The 15,568-nt window shown below is 61.0% G+C and carries 10 protein-coding genes; 3 read left to right on the top strand and 7 right to left on the bottom strand.

The window, feature by feature from the left end:
* Positions 1-698 precede the first annotated feature (698 nt).
* The gene (locus tag J5M66_RS12435; protein ID WP_123442566.1) at positions 699-1,391 is read right to left on the bottom strand and encodes an aspartate/glutamate racemase family protein; all 693 of its coding nucleotides are present in this window, start codon (positions 1,389-1,391) and stop codon (positions 699-701) included.
* Between the two features lie 197 nt (positions 1,392-1,588).
* Here J5M66_RS12435 and J5M66_RS12430 point away from each other — a divergent pair, with 197 nt between their 5' ends.
* On the top strand, positions 1,589-2,080 hold the full coding sequence (locus tag J5M66_RS12430) for a hypothetical protein (protein WP_122881014.1): 492 nt from the start codon (positions 1,589-1,591) through the stop codon (positions 2,078-2,080).
* A gap of 231 nt (positions 2,081-2,311) precedes the next feature.
* Positions 2,312-3,286 carry a hypothetical protein gene (locus tag J5M66_RS12425; RefSeq protein ID WP_207809183.1) on the top strand — a complete coding sequence of 325 codons (975 nt, stop codon included), beginning with the start codon at positions 2,312-2,314 and terminating at the stop codon, positions 3,284-3,286.
* 142 nt (positions 3,287-3,428) lie between these two features.
* Here the strand turns inward: J5M66_RS12425 and J5M66_RS12420 are convergent, their stop codons facing one another.
* Positions 3,429-5,795, bottom strand: coding sequence for a tetratricopeptide repeat protein (locus J5M66_RS12420; RefSeq protein ID WP_207809180.1), 2,367 nt, complete (start codon positions 5,793-5,795; stop codon positions 3,429-3,431).
* Between the two features lie 211 nt (positions 5,796-6,006).
* Between J5M66_RS12420 and J5M66_RS12415 the strand changes: the two genes are divergently transcribed.
* Positions 6,007-6,684 (top strand): DUF3313 domain-containing protein, encoded by a 678-nt coding sequence (locus tag J5M66_RS12415; protein ID WP_016774611.1) that lies wholly within the window; start codon positions 6,007-6,009, stop codon positions 6,682-6,684.
* 474 nt (positions 6,685-7,158) lie between these two features.
* Here the strand turns inward: J5M66_RS12415 and J5M66_RS12410 are convergent, their stop codons facing one another.
* From J5M66_RS12410 to J5M66_RS12390, 5 genes are all read right to left on the bottom strand, one after another.
* Positions 7,159-9,663, bottom strand: coding sequence for a fused MFS/spermidine synthase (locus J5M66_RS12410; RefSeq protein WP_207809179.1), 2,505 nt, complete (start codon positions 9,661-9,663; stop codon positions 7,159-7,161).
* 221 nt (positions 9,664-9,884) lie between these two features.
* Positions 9,885-11,459, bottom strand: coding sequence for an arylsulfatase (locus J5M66_RS12405; protein ID WP_016774612.1), 1,575 nt, complete (start codon positions 11,457-11,459; stop codon positions 9,885-9,887).
* 70 nt (positions 11,460-11,529) lie between these two features.
* Positions 11,530-12,552 carry an HAD family hydrolase gene (locus J5M66_RS12400; protein ID WP_207809176.1) on the bottom strand — a complete coding sequence of 341 codons (1,023 nt, stop codon included), beginning with the start codon at positions 12,550-12,552 and terminating at the stop codon, positions 11,530-11,532.
* Entirely contained in the window at positions 12,549-13,991 is a 1,443-nt protein-coding gene (locus J5M66_RS12395; protein WP_207809175.1) for a BatD family protein, read from the bottom strand. Before J5M66_RS12395 ends, J5M66_RS12400 begins: the two co-directional genes overlap by 4 nt.
* A complete protein-coding gene (locus J5M66_RS12390; RefSeq protein ID WP_207809172.1) occupies positions 13,988-15,568 on the bottom strand; it encodes a VWA domain-containing protein in 1,581 nt (526 codons plus the stop codon). Before J5M66_RS12390 ends, J5M66_RS12395 begins: the two co-directional genes overlap by 4 nt.

Genomic DNA, 15,568 nt, shown 5'->3' with positions numbered 1-15,568 from the left:
GGCAGAGGTAGTGGTCGAGGGCGCGGTCGGCGGCTTGGTGGAGTTTTTTCGAGTCGAGGGATTCGTAGGGGGAGGTGGGGTCGGTTTCGGGTGGGTTGGGTGTTGGTTTGATCATGGTGAAGCTCCTAGAGTCGACGGAGCTGCCAACTTTCGCTGCGATACGAAATGGTTGGTGGCAGCTATACGCGGGTCGCAGACCGGGACTCTAGAACCGGCAGACCCGAAGGCCTCCCACGTACAGCCGCCATAAAAACAGCGGGTGTTGTGCGTCCAGAGATCGACGGGCTGCGAGACCCGATCGCTGATTCGTCAGCGACCGCACCACAATAGAATCCGCCCCCTAAGCGCACAAGCCGGCGGATTCTGGCGTAGCTGTAGGCAATGGCGCAAGAATTTGTAGCTTGGAAGGCGTGTCTGGAGGTGTCTTTTAAACAGCGGCGTTTAAAAGGCAAAAGTTGGCGACAGCACGGTAGATGTTTTTTGCCGGGAAGCAGGTGTTGGCTGTGAGGTCGCTTTCGCGAGCAGGCTCGCTCCCACATGAATCTTCAGTGCTCACAGGGGTTGTGCCCGGGCTGGATCAAAATGTGGGAGCGAGCCTGCTCGCGAATGCAATCTGCCCCTCGACGCTTCAATGCGCGACGGGCAGTGGGTCGACACCCTGAGCATGGCCCGTCTACGCAATAGCCCGAAACCCTGAGTCAGTCGCCCAGTGCGAACGCCACCGCTGACTGCGCATGCAGCTCGGTGGTGTCGAGCAGAGGCAGGGCGCTGTGTTCGGGTTTGATCAGCAGGCCGATTTCGGTGCAGCCGAGGATGATCGCCTGGGCGCCACGGGCGGTCAGGGATTCGATGACGCGTTGGTAGATTTCTCGCGATTGTTCGCTGATCACGCCCACGCAAAGTTCGTCGTAGATGATCCGGTGCACCTCTTTGCGCTCGGCATCATCCGGCACCAGTACGGTCAGGCCTTGGGCGATCAGTCGCTGCTTGAGGAAGTCCTGCTCCATGGTGAACGCGGTGCCGAGCAACCCGACCGTGCGCGCGTCGATTTCCAATGCAGCTTGGGCGGCGGGTTCGGCGATGTGCAGGAACGGAATGCTGATCGCGGCCTGAATCTGCTCGGCGACCTTGTGCATGGTGTTGGTACACAGCACCACACACTCGGCGCCGCCAGCTTCAAGCCGGCGTGCGGCATCCACCAGAATCGCCGCAGCATCGTCCCAGCGCCCGGCGTGCTGGGCCTGTTCGACCGGGCCGAAGTCGACGCTGAACATCAGCAACTGCGCCGAACGCAAAGGGCCGAGGCGCTCGCGGACCTGTTGGTTGATCAGGCGATAGTATTCGGCGCTGGACTCCCAGCTCATGCCGCCGATAAGGCCGATGGTGCGCATTGAATTTCCTCAAGCAAATGTCAGTGTCGAGCATTCAGGTCTGCCCGAAGTTACCTTCTGTTCGAGACTCGACGCCAGTACCGACTGACTGTACCGCCGATCTTTCCCGCAACTGTGCATCTGCAAGAACTAAACGTACGCCGCGCCGGGGATCTGCCACTATCACCCTTCGCAGGTCCTTTCCGAGGAACACCGCAATGAACGACGTACAGCAACTGGGCGAAATGCTTCGCCACTATGCCGAGAGCGAAGCGCACAAGAAGCAACTTTTCACTACGCAATCAGCTGAATGGGCAACACGGATTGGCGCGCTGTTCGACCAGATCGAGCAATGGCTTGAACCGGTCAAGGCGCCGAATTTGCTGGAGGTCAGTCGCGAGGCGTATGTCGCGTCCGGGCCGAGCGTGCCGGTGGAGACCTCGACGTTCAAGACGGAAAAATTGAGCATCGTGATTGCCGGCAAACCGGTGGAGTTTGTGCCGGATGTGATGGGCAGCGGCGGGCAGATTTCCCTGGCAGTGATGGGGCTGACGGCGGCGCGGTACGGGAGCATTTCCCTGGTTGGCCTGGCGGATGGTGCGTGGCAGTGGCGCAAGACTAATGGTTTGAAGGATCCGGATACGTTTGCGTTTGATGCGAATTTTCTGGCGCAGCAACTGCAAAGCCTGATTCCTCGCGATCGCACCTAGATTGGGACGCAGAGCGTCCCGGGCTGCATTCCCACGCAGAGCGTGTAACGATCAAACACCGCTATCGCGAGCAGGCTCGCTCCTTGGGGGGGTGAGGCGAGTACCGGGGAAACCCTTAGGTTCGGTGCCGATCCGGCATTTTCCCTTGGGTCACTGATGGCCTTTTGGTAGAGTCGCCGTCGCCAGCGGGTTTTCGGCTGGACGATGGAACCGAAGAAGGGAGTCTGATCAGTGAGTCCGGGCAAAAAAATCCTCGGTCTCACGGCGTCGCTTTTGCTGCTGACGCTGTGGGCCAGTTACTTTTACGTATTCAAGGAAAACCGCGACGGCCAGCTTGGCGGTGTCGGCGAGAGCAACGCGTGGTGCGGCACGCCACCGACCACGGAAGCGGCGTTGCTGGGCAAGGATCAACTGACCTTGCGCGTCACCAACAACCTGCGCGGCGAGTTCATGGTCGGCGGTTCGCTGGTGGTTTCCGAACGCACCTTCAACCGCTACGACCTGGGCCGCAACGAACTGCGCCTGCGTCTGGAACCGTTGCAGTGGTCGTTCGGCGTGACGCCGATCTTCCTCGAGCAGATCAAGGTGCAGCCGCTGAGCCGCAACCTCTCGTCGACCAACAAAAGCGCCTTCGCTGAACTCGAACCGCGGCCGATCGGCGTGCACGCCCAGACCGCGGCGTTCCCGTTCGACACTTATCGCTACGGCTACAAACCGGTGCTGTATTACCTCAAGGGCAGCGAGCGCATCGACTTGCGCTTCAAGAACATCACCACGCTGATGGAGATGTCCAACACCTTCACGCCGATCCAGAAGTACAACCGCGCCGACTACATCAACGAGAAAAACTCGATGATTCGCGACGAGGACTACAAGCCTTACGGCGCGCATGAGTGTGCGTTCAGCGTCGAGCGCAAAGGCTCGTTCAAGGTTGTGGTGCTGTTGCTTCTGCTGGTGCTGTGCCTGCCACTGATGCTGGTGTTTTACCGCGATGAACCGGGGATCGACTTTCTCGCGACGCTGGTGGGGATTGCGGTGGTGCGCACATTGCTGATCGGGCCAGTGGAAGATTTCCAGCTGTACAACATCGACTTTTTGTTTGGTGCGGCGATTTTGTTGGTGGGGACGGTGTCGCTGATCAAGGCGATGCGCGCCAATAGCCGGCGAGAGATGGCTTTGCGCAGTGGCGAAACATCGTCCTGGTAATGCAAACGCTGAAGCTCAGTGGTAGCCCTGTGGGAGCGAGCCTGCTCGCGAAAACGCTACGTCAGCCGACTGCGATGTCACTGACAGATTGCATTCGCGAGCAGGCTCGCTCCCAAAGGTGATCGGGGGGGCATCCCATCGATCACTTGAGCGCCGGATCCCCCATGTTCATTTTCTTCCAGCCCTGCAACAGCACCTGCGCCTTGAGTTCCTGGTCGCTATCGAGGTAGTACTGAATCAGCGACAGCCGCGCATTGCGGTTGGCCGGTTGTACCTTGAGCAAACTTTCCAGAATCGCGCACGCCTCATCAACCTTGCCGCTCTCATGCAGCGCCACCGCCAGTACATAGCCGTATTGCGCATTCTCCGGTTCCAGTTGCGCGGCTTTGCGCAGGTAGGACATGGCGTCGGCGGACTGGCCGGCACGGATCAGCGACAACCCGCGCGTGTGCTGCAACAGCGCCGCATCCGGATGCTGCTTGAGGCTGTCATCCAACAGCTTCTGCGCTTCGGTGGCGCGACCATTCGCTTCCAGCCACTGTGCCAGCGTGACCAGCGCCGGGTAGAAGTCCGGGTCACGTTGCAGGGCGCTGCGCAGCAACGGTTCGACCTCGGCACTGCGCCCGCTGGCCTGGTACAGCATCGCCAGATTGAGATTGGCTTCTGCACGTTCGAGCAAGCTTTTCTGCACGACTTCATATTCGGCGATCGCCGCGTTCCAGCTGGCTTGCGCCGCCCCCAGACCATTGTTGCGCGAGGCACCGAGCAGATCCCGCGCGGCGACGATGCGCACGGCTTTCACTGGATCATTGAGCAACGGCGCCAATAACGGCGCACGCTCCGGCGGTGGCAAGAATGCGCTGATTGCCCGCACCGCGCTGTCGCGCACCTGTGGCTCTGGATGTTTGAGATGCTGAGTGGCCAGTTTCAGCGCCTGTTCGCTCGGGTACAGCGGCAATTCCGCCAGCAGCGTCGCGCGCTGGATCGCCGGCAGGTTGCTGCGCTGCAATTGCTGGTACAGCGCGTCGGCGGCGCCGGGCTGGCCATTGCGGATCAGCCACAGGCTTTCGTCATAGCGTGGCGCCTGCTGAGCCGGGGAGGCGGAGGCGTTCCACAATTTGAACTGCGCGGTGACCTTGTCGCCGGCCTTGCCCTGGTGACAGGTCAGGCAGGCGTCTGGGGTGCCGAGTTTCTGCGCACGCTCCGGGTTGGGAATGCTGAAACTGTGGTCGTGCCGAAAGTCGTTGCCCATGTAGAACTTGCCAGGCATGTGGCAATCGACGCACTGCGAGCCGGGCTGGCCCATGGCGTGGCGGGTGTGTTCGATGGAGTCGTAATTCTTCGCTTGCAAGCCCTTGCCGTCGACGCCAGCGACCGAGGTCTTGCCCGCTGTATTGTGGCATTGCAGGCACACGGCGTTGCCCGGTGCCTTCAGTTCGTTGCTGTGCGGGTTATGGCAATTGCTGCAGCGCACGCCCTTGTCGAACATCTTGCTTTGCAGGAACGAGCCGTGTTCGAACACTTCGTCCTTGATCTTGCCGTCCAGCGCATAGAGTTCGCGGGTCAGGGCGCTGGGCAGGTAATCGTCCATCAGCCGCTTGCCGACGGTGAAGCCATCGCCCAGCGGTGCGCGGCGGGAATGGCAGCGCGCGCAGGTTTCGATTTCTACCGTGGCGTTCTTGTCCTTGAGATCGACGTCGAAGCCCTTATGGATCAAATCGTCTTTTTTCTGCGTCCATTCCAGGTGGTTCGACGCCGGGCCATGACAGGTCTGACAGCCGACTCCGAGGCTGTTCCATTGACTGTTGAAGCTGTTGCTCGCTGCATCGAAATTGCGCTTGAAACCGGTGGTGTGGCATTCGACGCACATGAAATTGGCGTTCTGGCTCGGTTTGCTCCAGTGCAGCGGATTCTTGAAGTTCACGCCCTGGCCGGCGTACAGATGAAACCAGCGATTTTTCTCGGTATCCCACGCCACGCCGAGGGCTTGCAGACGCCCCTGACCGACCTCGATCAGATATTGCTGTAGCGGCGCGATGCCGAAGGTGTACGCCACTTTGAAGTCGGCATTCTTGCCGTCGATGCCGGGCGCATTGACCCAGAATTCATCGCCCTTGCGGGTGAACCGTGTGGTCTCGTTCTCGGCCTTGAAGGTCACGTTGTTGAAGTCGCCGAGGGTAGTTTCGGCGGTCGCCGGCTGCATGGCGAGCTGGTGATGCGAGCCTTGCCAGTCCTTGACCTGTTCGCTGTGGCAGCCCTGGCATTGCTGCTCATCGACCATGCTTGCCGGTTTGTTTGCCACAGTCGGTTGCGGCTTGGCTGGCGGTGCTACAGGTGTGCTGATCGGTGCGGGTTTGACGGGGGCCGGCACCGGGCTGAACAGGAACCAGCCAATGCCCGCCACGGCCGCCAGCAGCACACCGATGGTGATTGGAAACAGGTAACGCGAAAAAGAGGAGGGTGATGCGTCAGGTTCAGGTTGCACCGCTTTGTTTTTGTGCTTGGGCATTGCGACTTCCGTAGTCCGGTGCGTTGGCCTTCTGGCGTGCATACATCTGGATGCAGCTTTGCCGCATGCAGCGCGTCTGTCAAATAAGCGCTGTGACTTGCTGCGCAGCGCCGTGTGAATTTTGTAATTTGCAATCGCAATTGCTGCGGTTTTAGCTATACCTGTAACTCCCCCTATGCAAACGATTTGGCCTTCTGACAGGAGTTACAGCATGAAGCTAGCCGTAATGATGGGCACGCTGTGCATCGCCACCCTGGGTGTGGTGGGTTGTTCCAGCAAAACCGTCGAGCCAGACCAGTACTCCGGTTTTCTCAAGGATTACAGTCAACTGAAGGAGACCAAATCACCGTCGGGTGCCGAGGTGATGCGCTGGATGGACCCGAAACTCGACATCAACAAATTCAGCAGCGTCTATGTCGAACCGAGCCAGTTGTATCCGAAGCCGCAAGCGACGGAAAAAATCCCCCAGCAAACCCTCAATGGCATCACCAGTTATTACGATCAGGCGCTCAAGCGTGAGCTGAGCAAGTCGCTGCCGCTGGCCACCGGTCCGGGGCCTGGCGTCATCGTGATCCGGCCGGCGATCACTGCGGTGAGCAGCAAGACCGAAGGCCTGCATGTGTATGAGGTGATTCCGATTGCCTTGGTGGCTGCTGCGGTGAGCACGGCCACTGGTATTCGCGATCAGGAAACCACGTTGGCCACCGAGGCGGTGTTCCTCGACGGCAGCAGTAACAAGGTGGTGGCTCAAGTGGTGCGCAAGGGCACCGGGCAGCCGCTGGAAAATTCCTCGCAGGTGATGAAAGCCACTGATGTCAAAGCGGTGATCGATGGTTGGGCAAGTGACATGCATCAGACGTATCTGAAGCTGAAGTCCGAGGCCAAGTGATGTCGTGAGGCTTGGGGCCTCTTTGTGAGCAGGCTGGCTCCCGCTATTTTGGTGGGGCCTGCCTCCTGGTTTTTTGGGTACATATCCGTTGCTGCGGGTGTTGCTGATTACGGTTTCGCCCTTACGGCGAGGCACTTTTTCCAAACGCCGAAAAAGTACCCAAAAAGGCTTGCTCCTACGTTCGGCCCTCGCAGGCTCGGGTTCCTTCGCTGCGGGATCGATCCGGGCGCAGCGGCTACGGTTTGCTTCGCTGCACCTCCTTCCGCTGTGTCTGGCTGCGCCAGACGGTCGCTACGCTCCCACCCCCGGATCAATCCCTCCGCTCAGCCTTCCGACGTCGCCGGTGAATCAAGATCAAAAGCACTCGAGCTAACGCTCATTGTTGAGTGGGGCGGCTTCGCCGCGGGCAGCTGCGCTGCTCTGCTTTTCTGTGGGAGCGAGCCTGCTCGCGAAGGCATCCTGTCAGTCCCCGCCTTACTGCCCGACAAACCAGCGAAAATATGGGTTCGCCCGATCCCCTTGCATCACTTCCCGGATATCCCGCCCCCAGGCGTCCCGATCGCCGTCGTAGGCGTGCAGGCTTGCCCGATAAAACTGCATCAACCGCTGCCGATGCGTTTCCATGCGTTCACTGAACCCGGCATCGGCGTTGACCAGTGTAGGCGGCTGATACAAGTCCAGCAGCGCCGGTAGCACGCGGGTGATTTCCTTGCTGCGTACCCACGGCGCGTATTCGATGCGCGGCTGATCATCAGTCACTGCCGGTGCATCGGCGGCGAAGCGCTCCAGGCCGGCGCGATCGGTGACCCAGGTGGCCAGCAGCGCCGCCGCCGAGCCGATGCCGACGTCCTGCAGGGTGTTGCGTACGCTGTCCTGTTGGAAGCGCGCAGTGATTTTCGCGGCGTCCAGTTGCATCGGTTTCATTGAGCCAACCAGCAGCATTTCATGGAACTCGCTGGTCCACAGCGAGGCATGCGGGAACACGTCGAGGAAGCTGCGCACCAGTGAGCGCGAGTCGTCGATATTCTGCGTCGGCAGCGGCAGCCACTGGGCAACGATGCCCTGGTCCTGCAAGCGACTAGCGGCCAGCTGGTAGAAGTCCCGCGAATACAAATTGACCACGCCAGCGGCGGAGGGCGGTGGCGGTTCCAAGGTGATCACGTCGTAGGTCTGTGCACTGCGCAGCAGTTCCTGGCGGCCGTCGCGCAGGCGTACGTCGACGCCGGGATCGCTGGCGGCATTGAAGTTGCCCTTGAACAACGGCGCTGCTTTCACCACCGATGGCAGCAATTCGGCAACCACGCGATGTTCCAGACCTGGATAGCGCAGCATGGCGCCTGCGGTGATGCCGGTGCCGAAGCCGATCACCAGGGTCGAGCGCGGTTCACCGTTGTGGATCAGCAGCGGCAGCAGCGCCTGAATGCGCATGTAGCGCAGCGACGGCATGGCATCGCCAGTGTTCGACACACCCTGGATGTACAAACGGTGGAAGGTGTTTTCGCCACGTCCCTGAGTGACCACCGCGACCGTACCGCCGCGTCCTTCCTCGTAGAAGGCCAGCGTGCCGTTACGTGCGCCGGGCAACAGGCTGGCCAGTTTGTCGACGGGCGTCAGTACCGCCACCGCTACGCAAACCAGACCTAGTGCGGCCACGGCCTGGCGCCGACCTTTCGCCACGCCATGGCCCTTGCGCACCGCCAGATAACCGATTGTCGCTGCGACGAGCGCCAGTAGGCCGAGGGTGCGCACAAGGCCCAGCAAGGGAATCAATACGAAGCCGCAAAGCATCACACCGATGATCCCGCCCAGGGTGTTGAACGCGACAACGGCGCCGACATCGCGGCCCACACGTTCGCTGCCGACACTCAGGCGCAACGCCAGCGGAAACGCCGCGCCGAGCAGCAGGGTCGGCACAAACACGATGCTCAGCGCCGCCACGGCAAAGCGCGCGCTCATACCGGCCAGCTCGCTGGCGCCCAGACTCAGCAGCCAGGTTTCCGCATGGCTCTGCGCGAGCACCAGCCAGCGGCCGAGCACGGCGATCTCCAGCAGCGCAAGCAGGCCTGCACCGGCAATCAACAAGCCGAATACGCCCCATGGGTCGCGAATGCGCTCGACGCGACGGGCGAGCAGGGCGCTGCCGATAAACAGCCCGGTCAGGTAAGTCGCCAGCACCACAGCAAACGCATAGGTGCGCGTGCTCATGAACTGCACGATCGATTGCGACCAGACCACCTCGTAACCCAACGCCACACCCCCGGCGATCGCGTAAAGCCACAACGCAGTGCGGTCGGGCGCTTTGGCGTTGCCGTGTTTGACCGGCGCGGCCAGCGCTACTGGCTGCTGGCGCTGCAACCACAGCGCACCGGCCGCGGCGAGCAGGTTGAGCATCGCGGCGAACAGCGCACTGCCGCGCACGCCGAGGCTGGCGATCAGTACGAACGCGGCGAGCAAAGTGCCAACGATCGCGCCCAGCGTATTCGCCGCATACAACTGACCGCCGGCCTTGCCCGGCTCAGCCGCCAGTGAGCGCACCAGCACCGGCAGCGTCCCGCCCATCAACACCGCCGGAATGCCCACCAGCGCAAACGGCAGCAACCACGCAAGCACGCCGACATGACCTTGCAACCAGGCAAACGCACCGGCCGCCAGACTCATGGCCACTGTCGCGCCAACCCCGAGTATCGCCACCAGTACTTCCAGCCCGGCATACAGCAGAACCGGCTGTTGCAAGCGATCGGCCCAGCGCCCGAACAGCCAGCCGCCGAGCGCGAGCCCGGCGAAAAACGCGCTGATGCCGGTGGTGATTGCGTAGACCTCGACGCCGACCACCAGCGACAGCTGTTTGATCCACAACACCTGATAGACCAATGCTGCCGCGCCGGAGATGCATAGCAGCAGGGCAGGGATCATTGAGATGGTGGACGCGGCTTGCGGAACGGGTATGGCCGACGGCTTGCTGGCGATACGTGAGGACATGCGGTGAGCCTTGTTATGGATTGGCTGATGTTGATCGTTCCCACGCTCTGCGTGGGAATGCCTCACTGGACGCTCCGCGTCCGCTTCGGCATTGGACGCAGAGCGTGGGATCGATCGCAGAAAACCTTGTGGGAGCGAGCCTGAGCGCGAACGAAACCGACCCGAACGCTTGTTCAAAACAGGGCCGCCCGCCGATGAAGGCGAGCGGCGGTACAGCGCTATTACTGGGCTTTCTTCATTTTTTCTTCGATACGGCGGTCCACGTCCTCGCGGATCTGGTCGATGCTGAAGCTCGCCGGACGCTGGCTAGGTGGATAGTCGACGAAGGTCTGCAGGAACTTCGCCGCGCGGCGGGTACCGTCGAAAATCAGATAGTCGTTTTTCGTCAGCCAGTCATAGTACTGGTCAGACACGACATCGGCGCGTTCGTACGGGTCCATGCGCAGGTTGAACATTTTCGGCACACGCAGGCAGGTGAACGGTTCGCTCCACACCTGCAGTCCGCCGGGCGCGCGCTGCTCACAGAACACCAGTTTCCAATCATTGAAACGCATGCTGACCAACGCACCGTCATCGTTGAAGTAGTAGAACTCCTTGCGCGCGCTCTTGTCGGTTTTACCCGTCAGGTAGTCCAGTTGGTTATAGCCGTCCAGGTGCACTTTGAAGTTCTTGCCGCCGATGTCGGCGCCCTTGAGCAAGCGGTCCTTGATGTCGGTGTCGCCCACGGCGGCCAACAGTGTCGGGAACCAGTCCAGACCGGAGAACATCTGCGTGGAGACTTCGCCTGCCTTGACTTTGCCCGGCCAGCGAATCATCGCCGGTACACGGTACGCGCCTTCCCAGTTCGAGTTTTTCTCGTTGCGGAACGGCGTCGTTGCAGCGTCGGGCCACGACCATTGGTTCGGGCCGTTATCGGTGGTGTAGACAACGATGGTGTTCTCGGTCAGCTTCAAGTCATCCAGTGTCTTGAGCAGCTTGCCGACGTCGCCGTCATGCTCGAGCATGCCATCGGCATATTCGTTGCCGACCATGCCGCTTTGGCCTTGCATGGATTCGCGCACGTGAGTGAAGGCATGCATGCGTGTGGTGTTCATCCAGACAAAGAACGGCTTGTCCGCCTTGGCCTGTTTCTCGATGAACGCTTGCGCTGCCGCAGTGGTTTCGTCGTCGATGGTCTCCATGCGTTTCTTGGTCAGCGCGCCGGTGTCTTCAATCTTGCCGTCGGCAAAACTGTGGATCACGCCACGAGGCGAGGCGGCCTTGACGAACTCGGCATCATCCTTGGGCCAGTACGGACGCTCCGGCTCCTCTTCGGCGTTGAGGTGATACAGGTTGCCGAAAAACTCGTCGAAACCATGATTGGTCGGCAGATATTCGTCTTTGTCGCCCAAGTGGTTCTTGCCGAATTGACCCGTGGCATAGCCCTGGGCTTTCAGCGCTTGGGCAATGGTCACATCGCGTGGCTGCAAGCCCACCGGTACCCCGGGCATGCCGACCTTGGACAAGCCGGTACGCAACGGTGTCTGCCCGGTAATGAACGACGAGCGTCCGGCCGTGCAACTGTTTTCGGCATAGTAATCGGTGAAGATCATGCCTTCTTTGGCGATACGGTCGATATTCGGCGTCTTGTATCCGACCACGCCCATGGAATAGGCACTGATGTTGGTCTGGCCGATGTCGTCGCCGAAGATCACGAGAATGTTGGGTTTTTCAGCCGCTGTGGCGGTTGCCGACAGCGCCATCACCGAGGTTGCCACCAGGGCGAGTTTCGGTAGCCACTTGCGTATGCGAGTCATCTGACTTGCTCCTTTTGCACGGGGGTCGTTTTTTGCGACAAACGTTTACTGCTCTCCTGCATTACGCTTTTTATTGCACCTGCTCGGTTGCCGGCGGATCGAACGGATAGATCCGGCGCCATTCCGACGCCATGTCCACCACCGTCCAGCCACGGGAATTCGCTTCGTCGAGGGCCTTGTCGAGTCGGCCGATATTCGATTGCCGGTCATAAGCCCACTCGCGCTTGGCATCGGTGTGGTGCACCAGCCCCATCAGGCGCTTGCCCGGCCCGGCGGCGGTCCACTGCAGCATCTGCAGGTCGCCGTCGGAGTTGCCAAAGGCGAGGATCGGCCGCCGACCGATGACCGCATCGATGCTGACCGGTTTGCCCGGTCCGTCGTCGTTGTGCGCGACTTTCGGCGTGCGCACGATGGAAGCTTTGCCGTCCTTGAATTGGTAAGAGGTGACGAACGTGGTACCGATCACCTGTTCCGGCGGGATGCCGTAGACCTTCTCGGCGAAGGCGCGCATGAAGCCGGTATCGCCGCCGGAAACGATGTAAGTCTTGAAGTTCTGGCTGCGCAGGTAGTCGAGCATTTCCAGCATCGGCTGGAAGATCATTTCCGTGTAGGGCTTGCTGGTTTTCGGGTGGCGCGCCTGGCTGAACCAGGTTTTCGCGTAGTCATCGAAGGCTTCGGTGGTCATGCCGCTGTGGGTGGCGCCGACGATCTGCAGCAAACCCTCCATGCCCGACGCGGCGAGGGCCTTGTGATCATTTTCCAGCACCGCTTTGAACGGCTGTGTGGTTTTCCATTCCGGGTGTTGTGCGGCGGTGCGCTTGACCTCGTCGAAGGCAAACAGCAATTCGAAGTAAGCCGGTTGCTCGCTCCACAAGGTACCGTCATTGTCGAACACGGCGATGCGATCGGCCGGTTTGACGAAGTCCTTGCTGCTCTGGTCGGTCACGGCCTGGACGAACTCGATAATGCTCTTCTTGGCCGGGCCGTCGTTCCATGACGGCAGCGGTTCATTCGCCTGTGCCAGCAGGGGCAGAACCAGTGTCAACAGCAGGGCAAGACCGAAACGTTGGCGACGCAGCAACGGGTTGATCATGTGAAATCCTTCTCATGCACAGGGTTGAGCGGGCGCAGGGCCGGTGCGGGTTTCGCCTGTTGGCGGGCGACCTGACTTTGAAGCGTAGACAACGATTGGCGAAGCTGAACAAGTGTTTGATCGGCAGCAGACTGACGGCCGTAAAGCCCGCGTAACAATCCCTGCAAACGTGGCCCGGCGCCCGTGAGTTTCAAGCCCAGACGACTACGCCGCAGCCACAGGTACAGCGCGGTCAGTTGCGCCGGCCTGGCTTGCAGTTGCGGGGCGATTTGTTGCCAGGCGAAAGCGGGCGAATGCTGCCAGGCCAATTGCTTCGCCCGTTTATGTGCGAGCCAGCGTTGATGGGCGTGAACGGCGACGGGCCGCAGCAAGTACACACCGACGGCGAGGCCGACCGCCAGCGCCAGCCAGAGCAGCCAGCGGCTGGAGAAGTGCAAGTGATTCTGTTGCAGTTGCCTGAGGTCTTCGGCGAGCGAAAACACCGGTTTATAGGCGTTGTTGGCCGCGGCCTCGAAGCTCACGGCCGGCACTTCAGCGCTGCGGATCTGCTTCGCAGCGGAATCCCACCATTTCACGCGGATGGCTGGCAGCGTGTAAGTGCCGGCGCTGTCGATGCGATAGCTGGCGCTGTCGACACGTTGGCCGCCGAGGATATTGCCGCGACCGTCATCCAGCGCAGTGACTTGTGGCGTCTTCGCGTAGCGACTCAAGCCGTCGACATCACGGAAGGTCGGAATCGGCAGGGCCATCGCCAGCGCGCCATCGGCTTGCAGGGTGAGCTCACGGGTGATGCTGTCGCCGACTTTCAGCGGCGTGGCCGAATTGGTAACGATCTGTTTCAAGCGCAACCCACTGGCGACCAAAGGCGTCTCCCCGGGCGCGAAACCGGGCGGCTGGGCGGCGCTGAAACTCAGCGGCTGGCTCTGTGCGCTGATTTCTTCAGTGGCCTGGCCCAGTGTGGCGCGTACGGTCAGCGCCGGGATATCGAAACTGCGCGCGACGTTGGGCGTGATCAGATAGCTATAGCGCAAGCCATTGAACGATTGGCCATCGATGGTCTGGTTCAGATGCTGCGCCTGGCCGTTCGGCGGCATTACCAGCGCACCGTCGAGTTGCAGATCGGGCAGGGTGGCGGCGCTGGTGAACCAGGTGTCGGTGAGCACGTCGAGTTGCAGTTCAACCAGCCCGCCGACCATCGCGCCTTCGCTGGGGTTGAGGTGAGCCTCGACCTTCAGTTGCGCTGGGGCTGCAAAAACATTCAGAGACAGCAGGCTGGTCAGCAGCAGGGCGCTGAGCTTTGCGCTGATTGTTCTGCCGCCATCGCTGGCAAGCCAGCTCCCACAAATCACAGCAATCTTCACAAAGTTTGCAACTACACAGAAATTCCCTGTGGGAGCTGGCTTGCCAGCGATGGCGGCGCTCAGGTGCCGGAGGTTCATGGCCGGTCTCCCTGCTGATCCTGCAAGCTGAACTTCTGCCTTAGAAACTTCGCCGGCGAGGTGGTCAGGTTCTCCAGCCACAGCGCGTCGGACGCCGCCTGCTGGGTCTCGACCTTTTTGCTCTGACCTTTACCGGGTGCCTTGTCGAATTTGACTTCATCGGGTTTGGTTTGCGGAGCGTTTTTCTCTGCGCTTTCGGTGTCCTTGAGCAGTGCCTGAGCCAAGGCCAGATTGGCGGTCGCTTCGGGAAATTGCGGCTGCAGTTTCAACGCCTCACTGTAGGCGGCAATCGCCTGATCGAACTTGAAGCGGCGCACGTAAATGTTGCCCAGGTAGAAGTACGCCTGCGGCGTGTCCAGGCGGGCGAAGGTCGCCATTGCCAAGTCGTAATCGGCAGCGTGATAGGCCGCGATACCTTTCCAGTACGGGTCGACGAACAGCGCCGCGGCTTCGGGCAAACGATCATGCTCAAACGCCCAGCGGCCTTGTTGGTCGCGGGTGAAAAACGCATCGGTGAGGGCGTTGGCCTGCGCCGGCGCCGCAGGCCAGCCCAACCCTACGGCCAAAAACAGCGCCGGCATCCAGTTGACGCTCCAGCCTTTGCGTACGCTGAACAGCGCCAGTAACAGCAACGGCCAGCAGAGCCAGTAACCGGCGTCCTTCCAGTGCAATTCGCGCTGTTCGGCGCTGGCGCTCTGGAAGTGTTGCCGTGCGTGCAACTCGATCCACTCCAGGTCATCGTTATTGAGGGTCAGGCTGCCGAGCGGCGCGTCGACGGCCGAGGCCAATTGCTTGAGGGCCGCTTGATCGAAACTGCCGAGCACTGGTCGTCCGCTGCTGTCGATTTTCGGTTGGCCGCTGGCGTTAGTGATGACGCCCGCGTCTTCGCTGCCCACCGCCAGAACCAGAACCTGCAAGGCACTGCCGTCGAGGTGTTTTTGCAGATCATCGAGTTGCGTGGTATCGGCCCCATCAGTCATCAGCAGCAGACTGCCCGGGGTGTTCTCGGCGCTGAGCAAGCGTTTCGCTTGATCGATCACGGCGGCGACGTTCTTGCCCGGTTTGTCGATCAAGCCCGTGCCCAGGGCCTGGATGAAACTGTCGAGCAGCGCCGGATCGTCGGTCGGTGGCAACACCAGATGCGCGCTGCCGGCATAGGCGATCAGTGCGGTCCGCGCAGCGGCGCGACGTTGCAGCAGATCATGCAGCTTGTGCTTGACCGCTTCCAGCCGCGTCGGCTGCACATCGTTGGCGTCCATCGACGGCGAAAGGTCGACGGCAACGATCAGTGGTGCGCGGTTCTCGAGAAAGTCCGGGCGATCCTGTTCCCACGTTGGCCCGGCCGCGGCGAGTGCGCCGAGGATCAGCAGGGCACAGAGCAGGTGCACCGGGCGCCAGCGCTGGTGATCCTGCGGGGTGATCAACAAGTGCGGCAGCAAGTGTTCGGCGATATTGCCGCGCAGGCGTTTTTGCAGGTCGCGGCTACGACGCCAGATCAGTGGCAGCATTGCGCCGAACAGCGCAAGCAACAGCCACAGCGGGCGCAGAAAATGGAAATCGCTCAGGTTGATCTCCAT

The organism is Pseudomonas sp. 67(2021), from assembly GCF_017491835.1.
In the GTDB taxonomy this organism is placed as follows: domain Bacteria; phylum Pseudomonadota; class Gammaproteobacteria; order Pseudomonadales; family Pseudomonadaceae; genus Aquipseudomonas; species Aquipseudomonas atacamensis.
Note: the sequence above shows the minus strand (reverse complement) of the source record. Positions and strands in the feature narration are given on the sequence as shown.

What these genes read in the sequence shown, in the direction of transcription:
- J5M66_RS12435 (WP_123442566.1), bottom strand. Translation starts at nt 1,391, where the DNA reads ATGCGCACCATCGGCCTTATCGGCGGCATGAGCTGGGAGTCCAGCGCC.
- J5M66_RS12430 (WP_122881014.1), top strand. Translation starts at nt 1,589, where the DNA reads ATGAACGACGTACAGCAACTGGGCGAAATGCTTCGCCACTATGCCGAG.
- J5M66_RS12420 (WP_207809180.1), bottom strand. Translation starts at nt 5,795, where the DNA reads ATGCCCAAGCACAAAAACAAAGCGGTGCAACCTGAACCTGACGCATCA.
- J5M66_RS12415 (WP_016774611.1), top strand. Translation starts at nt 6,007, where the DNA reads ATGAAGCTAGCCGTAATGATGGGCACGCTGTGCATCGCCACCCTGGGT.
- J5M66_RS12410 (WP_207809179.1), bottom strand. Translation starts at nt 9,663, where the DNA reads ATGTCCTCACGTATCGCCAGCAAGCCGTCGGCCATACCCGTTCCGCAA.
- J5M66_RS12405 (WP_016774612.1), bottom strand. Translation starts at nt 11,459, where the DNA reads ATGACTCGCATACGCAAGTGGCTACCGAAACTCGCCCTGGTGGCAACC.
- J5M66_RS12400 (WP_207809176.1), bottom strand. Translation starts at nt 12,552, where the DNA reads ATGATCAACCCGTTGCTGCGTCGCCAACGTTTCGGTCTTGCCCTGCTG.
- J5M66_RS12395 (WP_207809175.1), bottom strand. Translation starts at nt 13,991, where the DNA reads ATGAACCTCCGGCACCTGAGCGCCGCCATCGCTGGCAAGCCAGCTCCC.
- J5M66_RS12390 (WP_207809172.1), bottom strand. Translation starts at nt 15,568, where the DNA reads ATGGAGATCAACCTGAGCGATTTCCATTTTCTGCGCCCGCTGTGGCTG.